The sequence below is a fragment of the Shewanella abyssi genome (genome assembly GCF_023284025.1).
Taxonomy (GTDB): Bacteria; Pseudomonadota; Gammaproteobacteria; order Enterobacterales; family Shewanellaceae; genus Shewanella; species Shewanella abyssi.
Genome location: NZ_JAKIKR010000006.1, coordinates 69,800 through 90,662 on the forward strand (window position 1 = coordinate 69,800; position 20,863 = coordinate 90,662).

A 20,863-nucleotide genomic window follows, 5' to 3' on the forward strand; every position below is an offset into this window, starting at 1 on the left:
TGGCTTACTGACTACAGGGGGGAAGAGGATAGGTATATATAGCAAAAAATGCTCTTTTGTTAGGGTTATCTTGTTAACAGAAAGAGCATCTCTGTAGCTGAAAAGAGCGTTATATAAATTTAGGTAATAAGATCAGTGCCCAGCTCAAGCCACAAAAAGCTAAGCTCATAAATACTGCTGCCGATGCAATATCTTTAGCTTGACCACTTAATGGATGGATCTCATCACCAATTCTGTCAACAACCGCTTCAATCGCTGAGTTCAATAGCTCAACGATCAACACGATAAACAGACCTAAGATGAGCAAAATACGCTCAACGGTTGTGACATCGACCAATAACGCTATTGGCAACATAATGACAGCGAGGATCAATTCTTGTCTGAATGCGGCTTCGTGTTTCCACGCAAGTTTAAGGCCTTGCATCGAAAATCCAGTTGCTCTAATTACGCGCTTAATACCATGATTATTTGCAGGTTTCATATGTTCCCATCTGTGTGCGATTATTTTTAATTTGAATTTACCCCAAAAATTGCGGCTCAGTATAACACGTTAAAATGATGTGTTAATGCAAAAGGGTCCACCGATAATTCAGCCATTTTGCTGATGGACTAATTCTGTTTGGGGTCTAGACTTTTAAACGAGAATAAGCACTGTGCTACTCCCTTGATACGAGTTGTGTATGACAAAATTATTTTGCCAAAGTTCAGGTATACGTTCAGGTCTGTTTTCTTTTATAAGGCTGTTGATTTTTTCGCTAACAATATCCATTGGGATGACAGTGGAGTTAGTGGCAGTTGAAATGGCTAAACCTCCTATACAGCTAGCAAAAGAGTATCAGCCACAGCGGATCGCTAAACTGTCTGACTACTTAATAAGTGAAAAACTAGATGGAGTAAGGGGCTACTGGGATGGCACTAATATGTTATCTCGTTCAGGCAGAATCATTAATGTGCCCCATTGGTTTATTGAAGGCTTGCCAAGTTACCCCATTGACGGCGAGCTATGGATTGCGCGAAATAACTTTGAACAAGTATCGGCTATCGTTCGCAAAAATAGAGCCAGTAAAGCGGAATGGCAGCAGGTGCGCTTCATGGTTTTTGATTTGCCAGCAGAAAGCACACCTTTTATAGAACGATATCAAAAGGCGCTGGCTGATTTATCAAATATCAATCCTTACATTCAAGTTATTGAGCAATTTTCCTTGGATGAGCAAGCCCAATTAGATGAACGGCTACAATCGATTGTTGCGGCAAATGGTGAAGGCTTAATGCTGCACCACAAAGCAGCGCACTATCAAATAGGCCGCAGCAGTGACATTGTCAAATTAAAGCCTTTTTACGATGCAGAAGCTATTGTTTTAGCACACCAACCCGGGAAGGGTAAATACACCGGCATGATGGGGGCTTTGCTGGTTGAAAGTCTGCAGGGAAAACAATTTAAGATAGGCACCGGCTTTACTGATGCAGTACGCCGTAACCCACCACAGATTGGTAGCATCATAACCTTTAAGTATTATGGTGAAACCCAAAAGGGAACCCCTAGATTTGCCAGTTTTCTACGGGTAAGAAAGCCACTTTAATGCTCTTATTCACCCATTCACGTAGCGCGAACAGCTATTTCTTTTGACCGCTATTTGAGTATTTTACTAGCATTTTCAGTCATGCATGGGATGGCCCAAGTCGCCCTGCAATAGACAGTAAAAATTTCATGCAAGGTTCTTTAATTCATGACGCTTTATATCAGTTAATGAGAGAGCAGGTTTTAATAAAATCTCACTATTCATATAGTCACAACTGAGCCAAAGTAGCTTCAATCAATTGTTGAAGATACTTCGACTCACCTCTGGATTACTTTTTCATCAACACCCACGTCTAAGTAAAAAAGTGCTAAATGGGCAAATTACACTCAAGCGAATTTTGATGCTCTTGCTGTTCTTGAGTTTTATGCCGTTGATGCCAGCGCTCACTCAGCAAAAATACCGCGGGCGCAAAAATCAAAATAGTGGTCATTGAGAAGAAGGTACCGAAGTTTAAGCTGATCACCATTGGGATCAGATATAGCGCTTGAGTCGATGTTTCGAATAACATTGGCGCTAAACCCAAAGTGGTGGTCATTGCAGTAATAACCACCGGCCTAAAGCGGCCTAAGCTGCTACTAATAATTGCCGTTTCAATATCACCACCTAGGCGTAAGTGTTGTTTTATCTCTAATAAGAGCACAAATGAGCCATTAAGCACCAACCCCGATAGCGCTATCATGCCAAACAGGCTCATCACGCTAAAGCTTATTAGGCGACAATTAACTGACATTCACACCCTCCTTGGTGCTTGCATTGATTGTCACTAATGGTCGCTACCTTGGTAAAATCAAAAATATAGAGTGAAGCCCATTCTTAATAAGAAAAACCTACGCTTCTGAAACGAGCAGCTTCAAGTAGTATTGTGATAAAAATTTAGGTCATCTTGTTGCTAGTATTAGAGATAACAATATATAAAAAAAGCGCTGAATTCAGCGCTTTTTAATATATAAAATGATTAACTTAAACGTTTACCTGAGCGTTTTAATCGCTCTTGTTCGCGTTTTATCTCTTCTTTAGCTTCTTTTTCAGCAAGCATTTTAGCGACTTTAGCTTTTTCCAATTCAGCCATTGCCGGTGTCTCTAATGATATTCTGCCAATTTTACCTGAACGGTATTCATGCAATAGTAATTCAGAGACTTTATGCAGATCGATTCGACCACCAGGGCGGAGGGCACCGCGCTTACGGCCAATCGCTTCAAGTAACTCAATATCGGTATCTGGTAACTCTTTAAGCTTATAGCGCTCTTTCAGCGCTTCTGGATAAGCTTCTAAAAAATACTCCGCGGCAAACATGGCTACATCTTCGTATTCGATAGCGGTATCTTTTATCGCACCAGTCACCGCTAAGCGGTAACTACTATTTTCGTTATCCACTTTTGGCCACAAAATACCTGGGGTATCTGACAGCACAATCCCATTACGTAAATTAATGCGCTGCTGCGTCTTCGTTACAGCAGGTTCATTACCCGTTTTAGCAATAGTACGTCCAGCAAGCGTATTGATAATGGTTGATTTACCCACGTTTGGGATCCCCATGATCATGGTACGGATATCTTTTTCAAGTTTGTCTCTGCTTGGAACAAACTTACGACATAGGTCCGGGATCTTTTTAACTTGAGACGCTTGAAGAGTGGTAATCGCCATGGCTTTTACGCCTTGCTCTTGTTCTAAGTACTCAATCCATTTCTGTGTGGTTTCAGGATCGGCCAGATCAGATTTATTGAGCAATTTTATGCAAGGTTTGTCACCACGGAGCTGTTGCACCATAGGGTTTTCACTACTATAAGGGATCCTCGCATCAAGCACTTCAATCACCAAATCGACTTGAGGCATAACCTCTTCGATCTCTTTTCGTGCTTTGTGCATGTGTCCTGGATACCACTGAATTGCCATGTGTGTGCTCTTCTATCTAATAACTATATTGCGGAGGATTTTACCTTGTTCGGCCGAATTTTAACAAATAAAAAGCGCTAGAAAGCGCTTTTTTGCTATTAAAGCGGCTAAATAACCCCTAATTCACGTAGGCGTTCCATCAAATAGCTATCAGCAGTGTAGTTCTCTGATAACTTTACCTCAGGCTTCGGGTGTAAAAACAGTGGTAGAGAGACGCGTGCCTTGGTCATATCACTACCTTGTGGATTAATCACTCTATGGCTCGTCGATGGGAAATAGCCTGCGGATGCTTCTTGTAACATGTCACCGATGTTGATGATGATATTGCCAAAGTCACTGGGTACATCTATCCAAGAGTTGTCTTTAAGCTGTACTTGCAGACCAGGCTCGTTGGCTGCAGGGAGTATTGTTAGCAAATTGATGTCTTCATGAGCAGCAGCGCGAATTGCGCCAGCTTCTTCATTACCAGATATTGGCGGGTAGTGGAGAACGCGTAAAAGTGTTTTGTTGCTATCTTCTATCATTTTTGGCAGTGCCATAGCGAACTTATCTTTTACTTCCTGGGGTGAATATCGCTCTACCCATTGCAGTAATTCAGCTGCCAAGCTATTGGCATTGTCATAATACTTTAGAATATTGGCTTTGAGTTGTTCTGGAATGCGACCCCAAGGATAGATGTGGTAGTACTCCTTAATGTCTTTAACTGTGTGGCCTTTCGCTGTTTCTGAAATCTCCGCGGGGAAAAATCCATCTTGTGTTTCAGGATTAAATAGAAATTGTCTTTTCTCGTCGGTATTAAAGAAAGCCTGCCACTCGGTGTAGATATCTTCAACCAATTGCTTGTCGATAGGGTGGTTACTTAACACGCCAAATCCAGTGTCACGTAGTGACTTTACAAATTTCTCAGCACTGCCTGTCGCTCTATAATCAATTGTCTCTAAAATCATGTTATCTGTTCTTATTTTTAGTTAACCCGAGGCAAGTTTAGCGGCGAGGATACTGCGAAGCAATCCTTAGTGATTTAGATCACACTGGTTATTGTTTGTGCTAATGAATAGTGTCGCTGAAATAGGCATTAATACAATAGATATTAATGTGTTAGCAATCAACACTGTCTTGGCATTATACTACTAAATAAATTAAGGCTTTTTGTTAATAAAGCAACATTGTCGCTGATTTATGACATTATTGACTAGAATATAGATCTGCTGCAGCTTAATTTGGCATATTAAGTTGGTGAGTAATATGGCTCATTAGTTGTGATAGATGAAGCATTTGCTTCAACCTACGGTCTATGTGGATCAAGATATAAAGATAGAGTGGTTATCATGGGTAAACTGACAGAATTTGAAAAACAGGTCATAGAGCAAAAAGGCACTGAAGCACCTTTTAGCGGTGAGTATCATCAACACGACGCTAAGGGCACTTACTGCTGCAAAAAATGCGATGCGCCCTTGTACCGCTCAGACAGTAAGTTTAACGCCCATTGTGGTTGGCCAGCCTTTGATGATGAGATAAGTGGCGCAATAAAGCGCAATATTGATGCAGATGGTCAACGTGTTGAAATCGTCTGTGCGCAGTGCGATGGGCATTTAGGTCATGTGTTTGAAGGGGAGTTTCTCACGCCCAAGAATATCAGGCATTGCGTTAACTCGGTATCGATGACCTTTAAGTCAGCAACCGCTGTACCTACTGTTGAGCATCATGATGAACTAGCGACCTTTGGTGGCGGCTGTTTTTGGTGTACCGAAGCTGTTTTTTCTGCTTTAGATGGCGTTAAAAGTGTTGTTTCTGGTTATGCCGGAGGTAATGCCGATGACGCACATTACAGAGCCGTATGCAGTGGCATGACAAGCCATGCTGAGGTTGTTCATATTGAGTTCGATCCAGAGATCATTAGCTATGAGAGTTTGTTAGCGGTATTTTGGCAGAGCCATGATCCCACCACACTAAACAGACAAGGAAACGATAGCGGACCTCAGTATCGCTCAGTAGTGTTTATTCACAGTGAAAAGCAGGCTGAGATAGCTAATGGCATGATGAACACATTGACTAACGCGGGTGTGTGGCCAAATCCAATCGTGACAGAAGTATCCGCTTTTGATGGTTTTTATGCTGCTGAAAACCAACATAAAGATTACTTTGCACTTAATGGCGAACAAGCCTATTGCCAGATAATTATTAAACCTAAAGTGGATAAAATTAAAGCACTCTTTGCTGAATTAATTAAAGATAAGTAGAGAACCATAGAGTATTAATCGCAGCAAAAAAAGACGAGCTATTAAGCTCGTCTTCTTATTTCTGCTATAAACTTTTATGAATCGAGTTTATCGTCAGCCACTTTGTAGTGAGGATCTTCAATCAAGTTAACTTCGACTAAGTCGCCAGCTTTATGCAACAACTCTTTACAGTCATTACTGAGGTGACGCAGATGCAGCTTCTTACCGGCACTGACATAACGCTCCGCTAGAGTATCAATTGCATCGAGTGCAGAGTGGTCACAAACGCGAGAGTTTTGAAAGTCGACGATGACATCTTCTGGATCTGTTTTAGCAGGAAACAGTTCTAAAAAGTCAGCCACTGAACCGAAAAACAGTGGACCATTTAGCTTGTAAACTTTCCAGCCATTTTTATCTTCGCTAATTTCAACGTTGATATGCTTTGCATGTTCCCATGCAAATACCAATGCCGATACAATAACACCAACAAATACAGCAAATGCGAGATCAGTGAATACGGTTATGATAGTCACTAGGATAATCACAAAAGCATCGTGCTTAGGGACTTTGCGCATCACTTTGAAGCTAGCCCATTCAAATGTACCCAACACCACCATGAACATTACACCCACAAGTGCGGCAAGTGGGATCATTTCAATCATTGATGAGCCGAACAAGATGAAGGCAAGTAGTGCTAGCGCTGCAGTGATCCCAGATAGACGACCACGGCCGCCAGAGTTAATGTTGATCATGGACTGACCAATCATCGCACAACCCCCCATAGCACCAAAGAAACCACTGGTGATGTTACCAACACCTTGACCGATACACTCTTTGTTACCACGGCCACGAGTGCCTGTCATCTCATCGATAACAGTGAGTGTTAGCAGTGATTCAATCAAGCCTACCGCGGCAAGAATAAGCGAATATGGCAAGATGATGTAAAGCGTCGCTAAGCTAAACTCAACCGCAGGAATAGAGAAGGTGGGTAAGCTACCCGCTATTGTTGCGTGTTCATCACCACTCATTGATTTAAGAAAATCCAGTACGGTTCGGGTATCTAGATTTAAGAAAGTCACCAGTAGAGTCACGGTTAAAATCGCAGCTAGTGATGACGGAATTGCGGTGGTTAGCTTAGGCAAGAACTGAATAATGACCATAGTAAGGAGCACGAGTCCTAGCATCAGTACCAGCTGATCTTGAGGTAACCAGCTCATTACGCCATTGGCATCAGGTGTTTGAAACTGTCCTAGCTGAGCTAAGAAAATAACAATGGCTAAGCCATTAACAAAACCTATCATGACTGGGTAGGGAACAATGCGGATAAATTTACCGAGTTTTAATACACCAGCCGAGACCTGAATGAGACCTGCGAGTACCACTGCTGCAAAAAGATATGCTACACCATGTTCAGCAACAAGGGCGACCATAACAACGGCCATAGCGCCAGTCGCGCCGGAAATCATACCTGGGCGACCACCGATGACGGCAGTGATTAGTCCCATGATAAAGGCGGCATACAAACCGACCATAGGCTCTACACCGGCAACGAATGCAAATGCAACCGCTTCTGGTACTAAAGCAAGGGCGACGGTTAAGCCTGAAAGTAAGTCAGCTCTTGAACTGGAAGTTTTGTGACGAATGAGATCGAACATTTAGCCTCTGTTAACAATTTGTTGGATAGGAATAAGTCTGGGCGCGAATACTATCAAAATCCGGCTTATTTTAATATAAAAAAAGCCATGCTCTTAAGCATGGCTTTTTGTTACAGATCTAAATTTAGATTAGGTGCGAACCGTATCCGAATTAGCGCTGTTTGACACTTTTGATTTTACTGCATCGCTTTGCTCAGAGGTTTCATACTGGCGACCCGTTGGGGTCTCGATGTTTGCTCTGACTTCAACAACAGGCTTGGTCGTGTCTGACATGACCATTGAACCAAATCGGCTTGCAGACTTAGCCTTAACAACAGGCTTTGCTTCCACGACTGCAGGCTGTGCAACAACGTCTACTGCAACAGTTTTGTTTTCAGTAGGTGCTATTGCTGCTGGCTTTGTCATTGGTGCAGACGCAGCTTTTGCGCTAACCGTGGCTTGGACAGCTTTAGCTTCAACCGGTGCTTCTGTGATAACAGTTTCAACCTTAGCAGGCTCAGGTGTTACTACTTCTGCTTTAACGACTGGTGCTGGCTCGGCAACAACCGGTGTTTCAACCACTACTGCAACTTCTGGAGTTGGCGTTGGTTCAACTTGTACTTCAGGCGTTGGCTTATAAACCGGAGAGGTATTCATCGCTGATGAACTCGCGGCAGAGCGACTCGTCTTAGCTTTAGCAGGTTTAGTTTCAACAGCGACTGCTACGGTTTCAGCTTCTGCTGCAACAGGCTCAGCTTTAACTTCAGTTATAACAGGCTCAGCTTTAACTTCAGCTGCTGCCGCTTCAACCTTAGGCTCACTGACTTTAGCGACGGGCGCTTCAGCATGAGTTTCAAACGCTTGAGCCGGTGCGCTAGCTTCTAGTGCGTCGTTTGGCGTAAATACAGCAGTCTCTGAAGTGTTTTCATCTTCATCACGACGACGGCGCTGGCCAGCAGCACGAAGGTGACGAGGGCTACGACGACTTCTACGTTGACCTTCTCGAGGCTCACGTGATTTATCATCAGTTGTAGCATCTGCAGTTTGCTCAACCGCGACTGACTCTGAAGCATCAATCGGTGTTGTAACGACTTCTGCGTTAAGAGCTGTATCTGTAGCTGTGTTGGTTTCAACAACATTTGCTACTTCAGTGTTAGCCACTACTGCATTGTCAGTTGCTTCAGTGTTTTCTACTGCTTCAACTTCAACTTCAACTTCAACTTTAGCTCTTGGCTTACGAGGCTGACGCTTTGGACGAGCAGGTTTATCATCTGCAACAACCTGTACTTCAACTGGCACTTCAGAGATAGCAACTACGGCTGTAGTTTCTTCTTGCTCGTTGTTGACGCGAACCTTACGACGCATGTTACGACGTTGACGACGCTCACGAGCAGCTTCTTGCTTAGGTTCTGCATTCTCAGTGCTAGTGTCTACTGCCTTACGAGGTTTTTCACTTCGTTGGGGACGTTTAGTCTCTTCTTGCACTTTAGCAGAGTTGTCATTAGCGTCATTTCGAATGCTCTTCGTACGCTTATCTTTACTTTGCTGACTGTCATTACGGTTCTCGTTGCGGTTGCGGCGAGGGTCGTTACGACGAGTACTATTATTGCGACGGTTATTGTTACGTGCTTGACCGTTGCGGCTGGTTTTATCTTGCTGCTTAGGTTCATCCTTGGTTTCTTCAGTGCTACTAAACAGTGAGCTGATAACGGCTGCAATTTTAGAAAACAAACCAGGTTTAGCGGGTTTTACAGGCGCAGGCTTAGCTGCTACTGGGGTTGGAGCCGCTATTTTTGGCGTTGAGAAACCTTTTAGTGTTGGTTGTTGCGGTGTCGCTCTTTCAAGCTTACGAGGCTCGTAAAGCTTAGCTTCTTCTTGCTCAAGCAACTTATAGCTCGACTCGCTGATTTGATCATCTTTACGATGACGCACTACGCGATAATCTGGTGTAGTCATGTTTGGATCTGGGATCACATACACTTCAACATTGTGACGCTTTTCAGTGATACGAATTGCTTTACGCTTTTCGTTCAACAGGAATGCAGCAACATCAACAGGGACTACGGCTTCAATCTGCGATGTGTTCTCTTTGATGGCTTCTTCTTCCATCAAACGCAAAATTGAAAGTGCAAGTGACTCAGTACCGCGGACGGTGCCTTGTCCATGACAACGTGGACAAAGGTGAGCTGCTGACTCTTCTAAAGATGGGCGCAAGCGCTGGCGAGACATCTCCATCAAACCAAAGCGTGAAATACGGCCTAATTGAACGCGAGCTCGGTCATGATGAACGGCATCTTGCATACGCTTTTCAACTTCTCGTTGATTGCGAACCGGGGTCATATCGATGAAGTCGATCACCACTAAACCACCTAAATCACGCAGACGTAGTTGACGTGCAATTTCGTCAGCAGCTTCTAGGTTAGTGTTTAGCGCTGTCTCTTCAATATCGCCACCTTTAGTAGCACGAGCGGAGTTAATATCAATAGAGGTCAGTGCTTCTGTTGGATCGATAACAATCGAACCACCAGAGGGTAAGCGTACTTCACGTTGGAAAGCAGACTCAATTTGCGTTTCAATTTGGAAGTGGGTAAATAGTGGCACTTCAGCGTCATAACGCTTAATACGCTCAACAAAGTCAGGACGAACTAACGCGACATGCTCTTTAGCTTCTTCATAAATACGTGGGTGATCGATAAGGATCTCACCAACGTCACGACGTAAGTAGTCGCGAATAGCACGAACGATAACGTTGCTTTCTTGGTGGATTAAAAAGGGTGCAGGTGCACTTTCAGCAGACTCTTTAATTGCTGCCCAGTGATGTTGTAGAACTTTTAGGTCCCACTTCAATTCGGTTGGATCTTTTCCAACGCCCGCGGTACGTACAATAAGGCCCATACCTTGTGGAATATCAAGTTCAGAAAGTGCAGCTTTTAGTTCGATGCGCTCATCACCTTCGATACGACGAGAAATACCGCCGGCACGTGGGTTATTTGGCATTAATACTAAGTAAGAGCCGGCAAGACTGATAAAAGTTGTCAGTGCAGCCCCTTTGTTGCCACGCTCTTCTTTATCAATTTGAATGATAACTTCCTGGCCTTCTTTAATCACTTCCTTAATGTTAGGACGGCCTTGGAAAGAGTAACCTTTTGGGAAATATTCGCGTGCGATCTCTTTTAAAGGTAAGAAGCCATGGCGATCTGCGCCGTAGTTAACAAAAGCAGCTTCTAAAGACGGCTCTACACGAGTGATCGTCCCTTTATATATATTAGCTTTCTTCTGTTCGTGACCTGGGCTTTCAATATCTAGATCATATAATTGTTGCCCATCAACTAGGGCTACGCGCAACTCTTCAGATTGAGTTGCATTGATTAACATCCGTTTCATGATGATTTAATTCTTCTTTATAAAGGTCATCAAACGATACTGATTTCACTGCATTACGGGCCTAGGATTAAAAAACAGGACCTCACGGTCAGTCTCTAGGCAAGGTGCGCATTGCTGTTAGACGCATTCTCTGCGTGTCGCATCCTATTTATGGCTTATTTTTTAATGTTTACAAAAACAAGGAATTCGTTGTAAAACGTCAACCAACCCCATAAATTCTTAAAATACTTTCCAGTAATGCCAATTCGAAACGGTAACGTCTGACGACGAGCTAAAATTATTCTTCGAAATTGGGTCGTTTTCAGCAGAGAAACCAGTTGTAAGTTGGGGTTACGTTTTGATTTAGTCGTGAAGGCCCAGTTATTGACCTTTTGATTGATACAACGACCTGTAAATCAATTATTTACTATCAAACTGTAAACATTTTTAGTCTCATGCTTTAACGCTGTGCTAGGAGGGCTTGTGAACAGTTTATCCACTGATTATCCCCGTTAGCGGGAGAAATATAGCAATAATAGATAAAATCAGCAATTGAAAAGGCACAATTCTTTTCACTTGTTGTACAATATGCCGCAACGAAACACATAGCGGCGCAGCATGAATACTCCATCTCCAAAAGTAGAAGTTCGACTGGTTACCATCGATGAAGACCATACCGGACAGCGTATCGACAATTATTTAGTCACTAAATTGAAAGGCGTTCCTAAAAGTATGATCTATCGGATTATACGTAAAGGAGAGGTCCGGGTGAATAAAAAACGCATTAAACCCGAGTATAAATTACAAGATGGAGATGTGGTTCGTATCCCACCAGTGCGCGTGTCTGAGTCGGGCGACCGTCCAGGCCCGTCAGCCAAATTAACCAAGGTGTCGCAGTTAGAAGACCGTATTATCTACGAAGATAAATTCATTATTGTACTGAATAAGCCATCAGGCATTGCAGTACATGGCGGCAGTGGTGTTGATTTTGGCGTCATTGAGGCGATGCGCTCTTTACGTACGCAACAGAAGTTCTTAGAACTGGTTCATCGTTTAGATAAAGATACTTCAGGTCTGTTACTCATTGCCAAGAAACGCAGCGCGCTTAAACATCTGCATGAACAGCTTAGAAATAAGAAGATGCAAAAAGATTATCTTGCGCTAGTGAGAGGCGAGTGGCAAAAACACGATAAGGCCGTCAAAGCACCGTTATTAAAGTTAACGCTTAAATCTGGTGAACGCATTGTCAGAGTTAATAAAGAGGGTAAAGAGTCTGAAACCCGCTTTAAGATCATGCAGCGTTATAGTGGTGCAACATTGGTGCAAGCGAGCCCAATCACCGGGCGAACCCATCAAATTCGTGTGCATTGTCAATATGCAGGTCATCCTATCGCTTGTGATGAAAAGTACAGCGAACAAAAATTTGATGATTCGATGCGAGTCCACGGACTGAATCGACTCTTTTTGCACGCCGCTCAGCTTAGGTTTATTCATCCTGACACAGACGAGATTATGGAAGTGAAAGCACCTATGGATCCTGTTCTAGAATCTACCTTATCTAAGCTGAAAAAAGTATGAAGTCATATGAGCTAGTTATTTTTGATTGGGACGGAACCTTAATGGATTCCGTCAGTAAAATTGTGACTTGCATGCAACAGATGGCAGGGGCTCTATCTTTAGTCAAGCCAAGCGAAAATGCGATTCGCGATATTATTGGCTTATCTATGGATGAAGCACTTAAAACGCTGTATCCAAAGCTAGGGCAAGGCCAGTTTGAGCCAATGATCGCCTCATATAAAGATCATTATCTAACACTTAATACCACGCCCAGCCCTTTATTTGAAGGTAGCGAAACGCTACTACAAGAGCTCGCAACGCAAAACTATCGTATGGCTGTCGCGACAGGTAAGGGCAGGAATGGTTTAAACCGTGTTTTAGCAGAAACGGGCTTGGGTCACCATTTTGAATCTAGCCGCTGTGCCGATGAATCAAAAAGTAAGCCTAATCCTGACATGCTATATGAGTTGCTAGAAGAGCTTAATGTTGCTCCTGAACGCGCTCTGATGGTGGGTGACTCAGTGCATGATCTAAATATGGCGAATAATGCTGGCATTGACGCAGTCGGTGTTAGTTATGGCGCTCATAGCTACGATAAACTGATAGTGGCAAAGCCAAAAGCGATTATCGATACTCCGTTGGCACTGTTAAAAGTACTAACTAAGTAGGTTTTTACCCGCCGTTTATCGTACCACTTGTTCAGGGCTCACTCTTTTCGAGCTTATATTTACCGTTATAATAGGCGACAGTTTTACTATCGCCTATTATATATCAGTCGGCTATATCCGTCGGCTAAAGAAAGCTAATCCAAGTGACAGATTTGTGGAATAGGCTAGCTTTAGTCGATGCGGGTTAGCCTTGCTGCTTATTTTTAGGATATTTATTTTTCAATTTAGAGTTCATTATTTACAACACTTCGATCCCTTGCCTGTGTAACAAATCTATCAGTGAAATTAACGGCAGACCGACTAATGTATTGGGGTCCTTGCCTTCTAAGCGTTCAAATAGTGCAATTCCTAAACCTTCACATTTAAAACTGCCAGCACAATAAAAGGGTTGTTCGATGTCGACGTAGCGGCTTATCGCTTTTTGGCTGAGTGCTCTAAAGTGGACAATGAATGGTTCAACGATGGCTTCCACCTGACCACTTTTAATATCTTGTAGAGCCAGCCCTGTATAGAAGGTAATAGACTGCCCACTGGACTGAGAGAGTTGTTCTATTGCAGTTTCACGATTGAGTGGTTTGCCAATAATCTTATTATCTATGACAGCTACTTGATCTGAGCCTATAACGACTCCCTCAGTAAACTGTGCCGCGCCTGCAGCCGCTTTTAACTTAGCGAGTCTTAGCACCAAGTCTTGTGGTGATTCATTTTCTAACGGTGTTTCATCGACTTCAGGGGAGCAGCAGCTAAAGGACAGATTGAGTTTATCGAGTAGTTGCTTTCGAAATGGAGACGTGGAAGCCAGTATAAGCGGTTTTGACATGGTTTTACCTTTGGGGGAGAAGAGCAAGATACTTTAAAAGGATTTTCGCTAAAGATGAATACTATTTGCAAGTCATTATCGGACTGACATGTTTTTAATCATCGACAATATCTAATGATTGTATGAATTCGCTTAGCCTTGTGATTTTGATGGTATCGATTTTGGCGTTAAAATGAAACCAATAGGTAGGGTTAAGTCGTTGTACAGCAGCGAGAGAGGGGATAGCAATGCTTGATCATACTATCGTGAGTTGGATATCAAGGGCGGGTTCGGCGGTCAAGTTATCTCCTGCTGGTTAGCTGCCATCATGTTGTACTAGGCTAGGCCATCGCCAGTTTTATGAGTCTTTCGTCAAATTTGTTAACTGGTTTGCTCGACGTGTGCTACTCATAGCGCTATTAAATAGGGCTAATGTTTAACCTCATTGAGATTAATCTAATGCGAAAATGACCTGACTAGTTGCGTTGTTATCACAAAACTTACTCCTTCGATGGATTTACCAACACTTAAACTCATTTACCACTGAAATTTAATGTCATGGGCCTTGGGTTTCTTGTACAATGCGGTTACCTAACAACTCACGTTAGCTGAATCAAACGGCGGTTAATCACCTTGGAAGTATAAGGGTGTTGACTTCTGCTAAAATTCACCTAAAATGCGCGCCTTATGCAAACAGTAAAGATACCGGTTTCAATTGATCCCGTTCGCGCTTCCGCAAGCCAACTTTCTTATGAAGGTTTGGTGCCCGGTAAGCAGTTAAAGCGATTAAATGAATTAAGTGCCGGCGACTGTTCTGATGTGGTAGTGTCGCTTGAATGTGGCGTAGATATACAGGGGATAGTCTACCTTAACGGGAAGGCTGTGACGGAGCTCACTCTGAATTGTCAACGTTGTATGACACTATTTACCACTGAGGTTACGGTCGAGTTTAGTTTTGGTCTTTGTAAGACTGAAGCTGAAATCGATGAGCTCCCGGATGCGTATGAGCCAATTGAGTGCAATGAAATTGGCGAAGTCCGTCTACATCAATTGATTGAAGATGAATTGATAGTCGCTATGCCTTTGATTGCCATGCATGAGAATGAAGATTGTCATCAAGGTAAACAAGATATAGTCGTAGGCGTGATCGAACCCGCTCAAGAGGAGCGTCCAAATCCGTTTGCAGTGTTAGAAAAACTGAAGAGCAAGTAATCTAGGAGACAGGTCCCATGGCAGTACAAAAGAACAAAAAATCTCGTTCAAAGCGCGGTATGCGTCGTTCACACGATTCTTTGAGCACGCCTCAATTATCAGTGGATGCAACGAGCGGTGAACTACACCTTCGTCACAATGTGACTGCGGATGGTTTTTACCGTGGTCAAAAGGTTATCAACAAGTAATTTGTTGAGACCCTGATGACAAATCTGACGCTTGCGTTAGATGCGATGGGGGGCGACTTTGGTCCCCGCATCACAGTGCCTGCAACTTTGCAGGCACTTCGCTTAAATCCCCTTTTAAAAGTCATTCTCGTGGGCGATCAAGTCCAGATTGACGAATATCTAGTATCTGCAGAACCCGCAATTAAAAATCGTATTGAGATTAAACATACAACCGAAGTGGTGACTATGTCTGATCGCCCCGTGCATGCCTTAAGACATCGCAAGCAAAGCTCTATGCGGCTTGCAATTGAGTTAGTGCGTGACGGTAAAGCTCAAGCTTGTTTAAGCGCGGGTAATACAGGTGCGTTAATGGCGATTTCCAAAGTACTGCTTAAGACATTGCCCGGTATTGACCGTCCAGCACTTGTTAGCTGTTTACCCGCGGTAAATAACACCCCGGTTTATTTATTGGACTTAGGGGCAAACGTTTCTTGCGATTCTGAAACCTTATTTCAATTTGCGGTGATGGGATCAGTGCTTAGTGAAACGGTTGATAAAACGGTTTCGCCAAAAGTGGCTTTGCTCAATGTGGGTGTAGAAGAGATTAAAGGTAATGATCAGGTCCAACAGGCCGGTCAACTACTGCAACAAATTCCTCAAGTGAACTACACTGGTTTTATTGAAGGTGATGAGATCTATTCGGGTAATGTCGATGTGATCGTGTGTGATGGTTTTGTCGGTAATATCACCTTAAAAACGTCTGAAGGTATTGCTAGGCTGCTAACTCACCAGCTGAAGAAAGCCCTGAATAAAGGCTTTTTCGTACGTATTCTCGCCAAAATAATCGCGCCTCGCATTCATTCTTTGTTGAATCAGATGAACCCCGACCACTACAATGGAGCAAGTCTGATAGGATTGCGCGGAATTGTAGTAAAAAGTCATGGGTGTGCAGATGAAGCTGCTTTTTTACAAGCAATAAGCTTGGCAGTAACCGAAGCACAACGTCGACTCCCTAAGATGATCGAAGACCGTCTTGAGTCGATTCTTTTAGACATTAATAGCTGATAAATTCCTTATGCATACAAAAATTCTCGGTACTGGTAGCTATCTACCGGTACAAGTGCGCACTAATCAAGATCTAGAAAAAATGGTGGAAACCACCGACCAATGGATTGTTGAACGCACAGGTATTTCAGAGCGTCGAATCGCAGCAGTAGATGAAACTGTTGCTACCATGGGATATCAAGCTGCATTAAAAGCCATCGAAATGGCCGGTATCGATGCAACTGAAATTGATATGATTGTTTGTGGCACCACCAGTGCAAGCAATGCTTTCCCTGCCGCCGCTTGTGAAATTCAAGCCATGCTCGGTATCCATACTATTCCTGCTTTTGATATTGCAGCGGCATGTTCTGGTTTTGTTTACGCATTATCAATTGCTGATCAATATGTGAAATCAGGTGCAGCGCGCAATGTGTTGGTTATCGGTGCAGATGTATTATCTCGCTTGTGTGAACCTGAAGACCGTTCGACTATAATTCTATTTGGTGATGGTGCCGGCGCCGCAGTTATCGGTGCATCAACCGAACCGGGCATCATCTCGACCCATATCTATGCCGATGGCCGACAAGGCGATCTGCTCAAATGTTCAATCCCACCGCGTAAAGGCGAAACGTCCGAAGCAATGGGTTATATGACCATGAAAGGTAACGACGTATTTAAGGTGGCGGTAACGCAATTATCACACGTTGTCACTGAAACATTGCGTCAAAATAATATTGAAAAGTCTGATATTGATTGGCTGGTGCCACATCAGGCAAATTTTAGAATTATCAAAGCGACCGCAAAGAAATTGGATATGAGTCTTGATAAAGTTGTACTGACTTTGGCAAAACACGGTAACACCTCTGCTGCGTCAGTGCCGATTGCACTAGATGAAGCTGTGAGAGATGGGCGGATCCAACGTGGTCAAATGATATTGCTTGAAGCCTTCGGTGCAGGATTTGCCTGGGGAAGTGCTTTAGTTCGCTTTTAACTACCGTATTAACGGTAAGACGTAAATTTGAAAGGTAATTTATATGGAAAATACCGCTTTTGTATTCCCGGGGCAGGGTTCCCAAGCATTAGCCATGCTGGCAGAACTTGCTGAGTCTCAACCTATAATTGGTGAGACGTTTGCGCAAGCAAGCAATGTGCTTGGTTATGACCTGTGGGAACTGGTGCAACAAGGACCGGTTGAAGCGCTTAATCAAACCGATAAAACTCAGCCAGCGTTACTCGCGGCAAGTGTTGCCATTTACCGTGCCTATGTTGCCTCTGGTAAGCGTTTGCCGAAGATGATGGCAGGCCATAGTCTGGGTGAATACTCAGCGTTAGTGTGTGCTGGTGTGATAGATTTTGAAGTGGCAATCAGATTGGTTGAGCTACGTGGCCAACTAATGCAACAAGCGGTACCAGCAGGTACAGGCGCAATGTTTGCCATTATCGGTCTAGATAATGATGCTATCGCAAAAGCATGCGAAGAAGCGGCTCAAGGCGAAGTGGTTAGCCCGGTTAATTACAACAGCCCAGGCCAAGTGGTGATTGCTGGTGAAAAAGCAGCGGTAGAACGCGCAGCGGCGATATGTAAAGCAAGTGGCGCTAAAATGGCGGTTGCATTACCGGTGAGTGTGCCATCTCATTGCCAGTTGATGAAACCCGCTGCCGATAGACTTGCAACAGCGCTTAATGATATTGAGTTCAGCGCACCTTCAGTTACCGTGATCAATAATGTCGATGTCGCGAGTCCTGTTGCGGCACAAGAGATTAAGGATGCCTTGGTTCGACAACTATATCGCCCTGTAAGATGGTCGGAAACTGTCGAATTAATGGCGTCGCAAGGTATCACTAATTTATTTGAAATCGGCCCTGGGAAAGTGCTAACCGGGCTGAGTAAGCGTATTAACCGCTCACTCACAGCAAAAGCAATTAACGATGCTGCGTCATTCGCAGCATTGACCGAATAAGGAAATCTAATGAGTATTAATTTTGATCTGACGGGTAAAGTTGCCCTAGTAACGGGTGCTAGCCGGGGTATTGGCCGTGCAGTTGCGGAAACGTTAGTTGCAGCAGGTGCTGTTGTTATCGGAACCGCGACCAGTGAGCGTGGCGCTGAAGCGATTCAAGCTTATTTGGGCGATAATGGTCATGGTCTTGTTTTAAACGTGACTGATAGCGATTCGGTTAAAACCTTGTTTGCAACAATTAAAGAAAAAGCGGGCGATGTTGATATTTTAGTTAACAACGCAGGCATAACTCGTGACAATTTATTGATGCGAATGAAGGACGATGAGTGGCAAGATATTATTGACACTAATCTAACCTCTTTGTTCCGCACTTCAAAAGCTGTCATGAGATCGATGATGAAAAAACGTCATGGACGCATCATCAATATTGGCTCAGTGGTAGGTACCATGGGCAATGCAGGCCAAACTAACTACTCTGCCGCTAAAGCAGGTTTGATTGGATTTACAAAATCTCTTGCAAGAGAGGTTGCATCTCGTCAAATAACAGTTAATGCTATAGCCCCTGGATTTATCCAGACAGATATGACAGATGAGCTGACAGAAAGCCAGCAACAAGCTATCATGTCGCAAGTGCCAATGGGAAGGCTTGGTCAGGCGCAGGAAATTGCTAACGCAGTCCTCTTTTTAGCGTCAGACTCCGCCGCTTACATCACTGGAGAGACTCTCCATGTGAACGGCGGCATGTACATGGTTTAGGGAACGGCGGGCAATTACCTCTTTAGAGGGGTGATCTGCATCAACGGTGAGTCGATTTTGTGGTTAGACCACAAAAGTTAAGCTTGCAATGTCCGCCAAATTCAATAAACTACTGACAATCTTACGCAAGTGTGTAATTTGAATTAGGAAAGAAAACAATGAGCAACATCGAAGAACGTGTAAAGAAAATCATCATCGAGCAACTAGGTGTTAAAGAAGAAGACGTTAAATCAGCAGCATCTTTCGTTGACGATTTAGGTGCCGATTCTCTAGACACTGTTGAATTGGTTATGGCTCTAGAAGAAGAGTTTGATACCGAGATCCCTGATGAAGAAGCAGAAAAGATCACTACTGTTCAAGCAGCGATCGATTACGTTTCTAAGAATCAGTAATCTAGAATTTCTGAAAACAGGCGGCATTTATGTCGCCTGTTTTTGTTTGTAAAAGCCACTGATTGATGTAAGTCTTTAAGCAATAATGTCCTCGCTTCCGCTTCAATACACCAATCAGACCTGGCTCGTGAAGGTATTGGTAGTTCAATCTCTTTAGTACTATCATAATACCAATTCCACTAAATATAGTTGGTATATACCTCATTTTTAATTAGATAAAGGTGATAGCGTGTCTAAACGTCGTGTCGTCGTAACTGGCTTAGGCCTAGTTAGCCCTGTGGGCAATACTGTGGATTCTACTTGGAAAGCACTCGTTGCCGGTAAAAGTGGTATCGCACCAATAACCAAATTTGATGCTAGCGAGTTCACGACTCGTTTTAGCGGTTCTGTTAAGGACTTTGACGTTGAACAGTACATGTCACGTAAAGATGCCCGTAAGATGGACTTGTTTATCCAGTACGGCATGGCTGCAGGCATACAAGCTGTAGAAGATTCAGGCCTTGAGATGGATAAGCTTGATCCTAGCCGTGTCGGAACCGCCATTGGCGCTGGCATGGGCGGATTGCCTTTGATTGAGAAAAACCACGCGGCTTTAATGAAAGGTGGACCGCGCAAAGTGTCGCCCTTTTTTGTGCCCAGCACCATCATTAATATGATCTCAGGTCACCTGTCGATTAAATACGGCATGACCGGCCCCAATTTCGCCGTGACAACGGCTTGTACAACCGGTGTACATAATATTGGTTTTGCGGCGCGTACAATCGCTTATGGCGATGCTGATGTCATGGTTGCCGGTGGCGCAGAAGATGCGACTTGCCCATTAGCGGTTGCTGGTTTTGGTTCTGCAAAAGCACTTTCTACTCGTAATGATGATCCGCTGGCGGCGAGTCGCCCTTGGGATAAAGACCGTGATGGTTTTGTTATTGGTGACGGCGCCGGTGTTATGGTCATGGAAGAGTATGAGCACGCCAAAGCACGTGGTGCCACGATATACGGTGAGCTTGTCGGCTTCGGTATGAGCGGCGACGCATTCCATATGACGTCACCACCCAGTGACGGTGCAGGTGCTGCAGCGGCAATGGCCAATGCAATTAACGATGCTAAAATAGGTCGTGAAGCTATCGGTTACATCAATGCACATGGTACATCAACTCCTACGGGTGATAGAGCAGAAGCTGCAGCGGTAAAATCAACATTTGGTGCTCATGCATACGACTTAGCCGTTAGTTCGACTAAATCGATGACAGGGCATCTCTTGGGCGCTGCAGGTTCGGTTGAAGCTATTATTACTCTACTGGCACTTAGAGATCAGGTTATTCCGCCAACATTGAACTTAGATAATCCAGATGAAGGTTGCGATTTGGACTTTGTTCCGCATACTGCGCGCGATTATAAGTTCGAGTATGGCTTATGCAACTCATTTGGTTTTGGTGGTACTAACGGCTCGTTGCTGTTTAAGAAAATCTAGTCGTCACTATTTAGATGAATAGTTGTTGAATTTAAAAGCGCCTATTGGCGCTTTTTTTATATCTACAGCGGCCAAAATAGTCGAAAGGTTAACCCTATATATTTACAAAATTAATATTACTTCATATTGATTTAATTGCTTTAACAACT

At 43.7% G+C, this 20,863-nt stretch carries 19 protein-coding genes; 12 read left to right on the forward strand and 7 right to left on the reverse strand.

The window, feature by feature from the left end:
* Positions 1 to 109: 109 nt before the first annotated feature.
* Positions 110 to 481, reverse strand: a complete 372-nt coding sequence (locus L2755_RS04435) for a diacylglycerol kinase (protein WP_248979536.1) — start codon at positions 479 to 481, stop codon at positions 110 to 112.
* 199 nt (positions 482 to 680) lie between these two features.
* On the opposite strand from L2755_RS04435, the gene L2755_RS04440 reads away from it, so the two are divergent.
* The gene (locus tag L2755_RS04440; protein WP_248979537.1) at positions 681 to 1,580 is read left to right on the forward strand and encodes a DNA ligase; all 900 of its coding nucleotides are present in this window, start codon (positions 681 to 683) and stop codon (positions 1,578 to 1,580) included.
* Between the two features lie 307 nt (positions 1,581 to 1,887).
* Here the strand turns inward: L2755_RS04440 and L2755_RS04445 are convergent, their stop codons facing one another.
* The 3 genes from L2755_RS04445 to L2755_RS04455 form a co-directional block, all read right to left on the reverse strand.
* A complete protein-coding gene (locus L2755_RS04445) occupies positions 1,888 to 2,310 on the reverse strand; it encodes an efflux RND transporter permease subunit (protein WP_248979538.1) in 423 nt (140 codons plus the stop codon).
* Positions 2,311 to 2,535: 225 nt separating this feature from the next.
* Positions 2,536 to 3,474, reverse strand: coding sequence for a ribosome biogenesis GTPase YlqF (gene ylqF, locus L2755_RS04450; protein ID WP_248979539.1), 939 nt, complete (start codon positions 3,472 to 3,474; stop codon positions 2,536 to 2,538).
* 107 nt (positions 3,475 to 3,581) lie between these two features.
* On the reverse strand, positions 3,582 to 4,421 hold the full coding sequence (locus L2755_RS04455; RefSeq protein WP_248979540.1) for an isopenicillin N synthase family dioxygenase: 840 nt from the start codon (positions 4,419 to 4,421) through the stop codon (positions 3,582 to 3,584).
* Positions 4,422 to 4,802: 381 nt separating this feature from the next.
* Here L2755_RS04455 and L2755_RS04460 point away from each other — a divergent pair, with 381 nt between their 5' ends.
* Positions 4,803 to 5,714, forward strand: a complete 912-nt coding sequence (locus tag L2755_RS04460) for a bifunctional methionine sulfoxide reductase B/A protein (RefSeq protein ID WP_248979541.1) — start codon at positions 4,803 to 4,805, stop codon at positions 5,712 to 5,714.
* Between the two features lie 74 nt (positions 5,715 to 5,788).
* Here L2755_RS04460 and L2755_RS04465 read toward each other — a convergent pair whose 3' ends face one another.
* Both L2755_RS04465 and rne read right to left on the reverse strand, forming a co-directional pair.
* The gene (locus tag L2755_RS04465) at positions 5,789 to 7,348 is read right to left on the reverse strand and encodes a SulP family inorganic anion transporter (RefSeq protein WP_248979542.1); all 1,560 of its coding nucleotides are present in this window, start codon (positions 7,346 to 7,348) and stop codon (positions 5,789 to 5,791) included.
* A gap of 129 nt (positions 7,349 to 7,477) precedes the next feature.
* Complete coding sequence (rne, locus tag L2755_RS04470; RefSeq protein ID WP_248979543.1) at positions 7,478 to 10,711, reverse strand: ribonuclease E; 3,234 nt, start codon at positions 10,709 to 10,711, stop codon at positions 7,478 to 7,480.
* 597 nt (positions 10,712 to 11,308) lie between these two features.
* Between rne and rluC the strand changes: the two genes are divergently transcribed.
* Together rluC and L2755_RS04480 are read left to right on the forward strand one after the other, a co-directional pair.
* Positions 11,309 to 12,268, forward strand: a complete 960-nt coding sequence (gene rluC / locus L2755_RS04475) for a 23S rRNA pseudouridine(955/2504/2580) synthase RluC (RefSeq protein ID WP_248979544.1) — start codon at positions 11,309 to 11,311, stop codon at positions 12,266 to 12,268.
* A complete protein-coding gene (locus tag L2755_RS04480) occupies positions 12,265 to 12,915 on the forward strand; it encodes an HAD-IA family hydrolase (RefSeq protein ID WP_248979545.1) in 651 nt (216 codons plus the stop codon). The genes rluC and L2755_RS04480 overlap by 4 nt, the downstream gene beginning before the upstream one ends.
* Before the next feature lie 238 nt (positions 12,916 to 13,153).
* Here L2755_RS04480 and L2755_RS04485 read toward each other — a convergent pair whose 3' ends face one another.
* Entirely contained in the window at positions 13,154 to 13,735 is a 582-nt protein-coding gene (locus tag L2755_RS04485; protein ID WP_248979546.1) for a Maf family protein, read from the reverse strand.
* Positions 13,736 to 14,401: 666 nt separating this feature from the next.
* On the opposite strand from L2755_RS04485, the gene yceD reads away from it, so the two are divergent.
* The 8 genes from yceD to fabF all read left to right on the forward strand — a co-directional run bounded on the left by yceD (position 14,402) and on the right by fabF (position 20,714).
* Entirely contained in the window at positions 14,402 to 14,926 is a 525-nt protein-coding gene (gene yceD, locus L2755_RS04490; RefSeq protein WP_248979547.1) for a 23S rRNA accumulation protein YceD, read from the forward strand.
* Between the two features lie 17 nt (positions 14,927 to 14,943).
* Complete coding sequence (rpmF, locus tag L2755_RS04495) at positions 14,944 to 15,114, forward strand: 50S ribosomal protein L32 (protein ID WP_202285125.1); 171 nt, start codon at positions 14,944 to 14,946, stop codon at positions 15,112 to 15,114.
* Positions 15,115 to 15,129: 15 nt separating this feature from the next.
* Positions 15,130 to 16,158, forward strand: a complete 1,029-nt coding sequence (plsX, locus tag L2755_RS04500; protein ID WP_248979548.1) for a phosphate acyltransferase PlsX — start codon at positions 15,130 to 15,132, stop codon at positions 16,156 to 16,158.
* A 10-nt stretch (positions 16,159 to 16,168) separates the two neighbouring features.
* A complete protein-coding gene (locus L2755_RS04505; RefSeq protein ID WP_248979549.1) occupies positions 16,169 to 17,128 on the forward strand; it encodes a beta-ketoacyl-ACP synthase III in 960 nt (319 codons plus the stop codon).
* Between the two features lie 43 nt (positions 17,129 to 17,171).
* Entirely contained in the window at positions 17,172 to 18,098 is a 927-nt protein-coding gene (fabD, locus tag L2755_RS04510) for an ACP S-malonyltransferase (RefSeq protein ID WP_248979550.1), read from the forward strand.
* A gap of 9 nt (positions 18,099 to 18,107) precedes the next feature.
* Entirely contained in the window at positions 18,108 to 18,854 is a 747-nt protein-coding gene (gene fabG, locus L2755_RS04515) for a 3-oxoacyl-ACP reductase FabG (RefSeq protein WP_248979551.1), read from the forward strand.
* 158 nt (positions 18,855 to 19,012) lie between these two features.
* On the forward strand, positions 19,013 to 19,246 hold the full coding sequence (gene acpP, locus L2755_RS04520; RefSeq protein ID WP_011496723.1) for an acyl carrier protein: 234 nt from the start codon (positions 19,013 to 19,015) through the stop codon (positions 19,244 to 19,246).
* 229 nt (positions 19,247 to 19,475) lie between these two features.
* Complete coding sequence (gene fabF / locus L2755_RS04525; protein ID WP_248979552.1) at positions 19,476 to 20,714, forward strand: beta-ketoacyl-ACP synthase II; 1,239 nt, start codon at positions 19,476 to 19,478, stop codon at positions 20,712 to 20,714.
* Positions 20,715 to 20,863: the final 149 nt, after the last annotated feature.

Excerpts from the sequence above, each read along its gene's own strand:
- L2755_RS04435 (WP_248979536.1), bottom strand. The coding sequence starts at position 481 with ATGAAACCTGCAAATAATCATGGTATTAAGCGCGTAATTAGAGCAACT.
- L2755_RS04440 (WP_248979537.1), top strand. The coding sequence starts at position 681 with ATGACAAAATTATTTTGCCAAAGTTCAGGTATACGTTCAGGTCTGTTT.
- L2755_RS04445 (WP_248979538.1), bottom strand. The coding sequence starts at position 2,310 with ATGTCAGTTAATTGTCGCCTAATAAGCTTTAGCGTGATGAGCCTGTTT.
- ylqF (WP_248979539.1), bottom strand. The coding sequence starts at position 3,474 with ATGGCAATTCAGTGGTATCCAGGACACATGCACAAAGCACGAAAAGAG.
- L2755_RS04455 (WP_248979540.1), bottom strand. The coding sequence starts at position 4,421 with ATGATTTTAGAGACAATTGATTATAGAGCGACAGGCAGTGCTGAGAAA.
- L2755_RS04460 (WP_248979541.1), top strand. The coding sequence starts at position 4,803 with ATGGGTAAACTGACAGAATTTGAAAAACAGGTCATAGAGCAAAAAGGC.
- L2755_RS04465 (WP_248979542.1), bottom strand. The coding sequence starts at position 7,348 with ATGTTCGATCTCATTCGTCACAAAACTTCCAGTTCAAGAGCTGACTTA.
- rne (WP_248979543.1), bottom strand. The coding sequence starts at position 10,711 with ATGAAACGGATGTTAATCAATGCAACTCAATCTGAAGAGTTGCGCGTA.
- rluC (WP_248979544.1), top strand. The coding sequence starts at position 11,309 with ATGAATACTCCATCTCCAAAAGTAGAAGTTCGACTGGTTACCATCGAT.
- L2755_RS04480 (WP_248979545.1), top strand. The coding sequence starts at position 12,265 with ATGAAGTCATATGAGCTAGTTATTTTTGATTGGGACGGAACCTTAATG.
- L2755_RS04485 (WP_248979546.1), bottom strand. The coding sequence starts at position 13,735 with ATGTCAAAACCGCTTATACTGGCTTCCACGTCTCCATTTCGAAAGCAA.
- yceD (WP_248979547.1), top strand. The coding sequence starts at position 14,402 with ATGCAAACAGTAAAGATACCGGTTTCAATTGATCCCGTTCGCGCTTCC.
- rpmF (WP_202285125.1), top strand. The coding sequence starts at position 14,944 with ATGGCAGTACAAAAGAACAAAAAATCTCGTTCAAAGCGCGGTATGCGT.
- plsX (WP_248979548.1), top strand. The coding sequence starts at position 15,130 with ATGACAAATCTGACGCTTGCGTTAGATGCGATGGGGGGCGACTTTGGT.
- L2755_RS04505 (WP_248979549.1), top strand. The coding sequence starts at position 16,169 with ATGCATACAAAAATTCTCGGTACTGGTAGCTATCTACCGGTACAAGTG.
- fabD (WP_248979550.1), top strand. The coding sequence starts at position 17,172 with ATGGAAAATACCGCTTTTGTATTCCCGGGGCAGGGTTCCCAAGCATTA.
- fabG (WP_248979551.1), top strand. The coding sequence starts at position 18,108 with ATGAGTATTAATTTTGATCTGACGGGTAAAGTTGCCCTAGTAACGGGT.
- acpP (WP_011496723.1), top strand. The coding sequence starts at position 19,013 with ATGAGCAACATCGAAGAACGTGTAAAGAAAATCATCATCGAGCAACTA.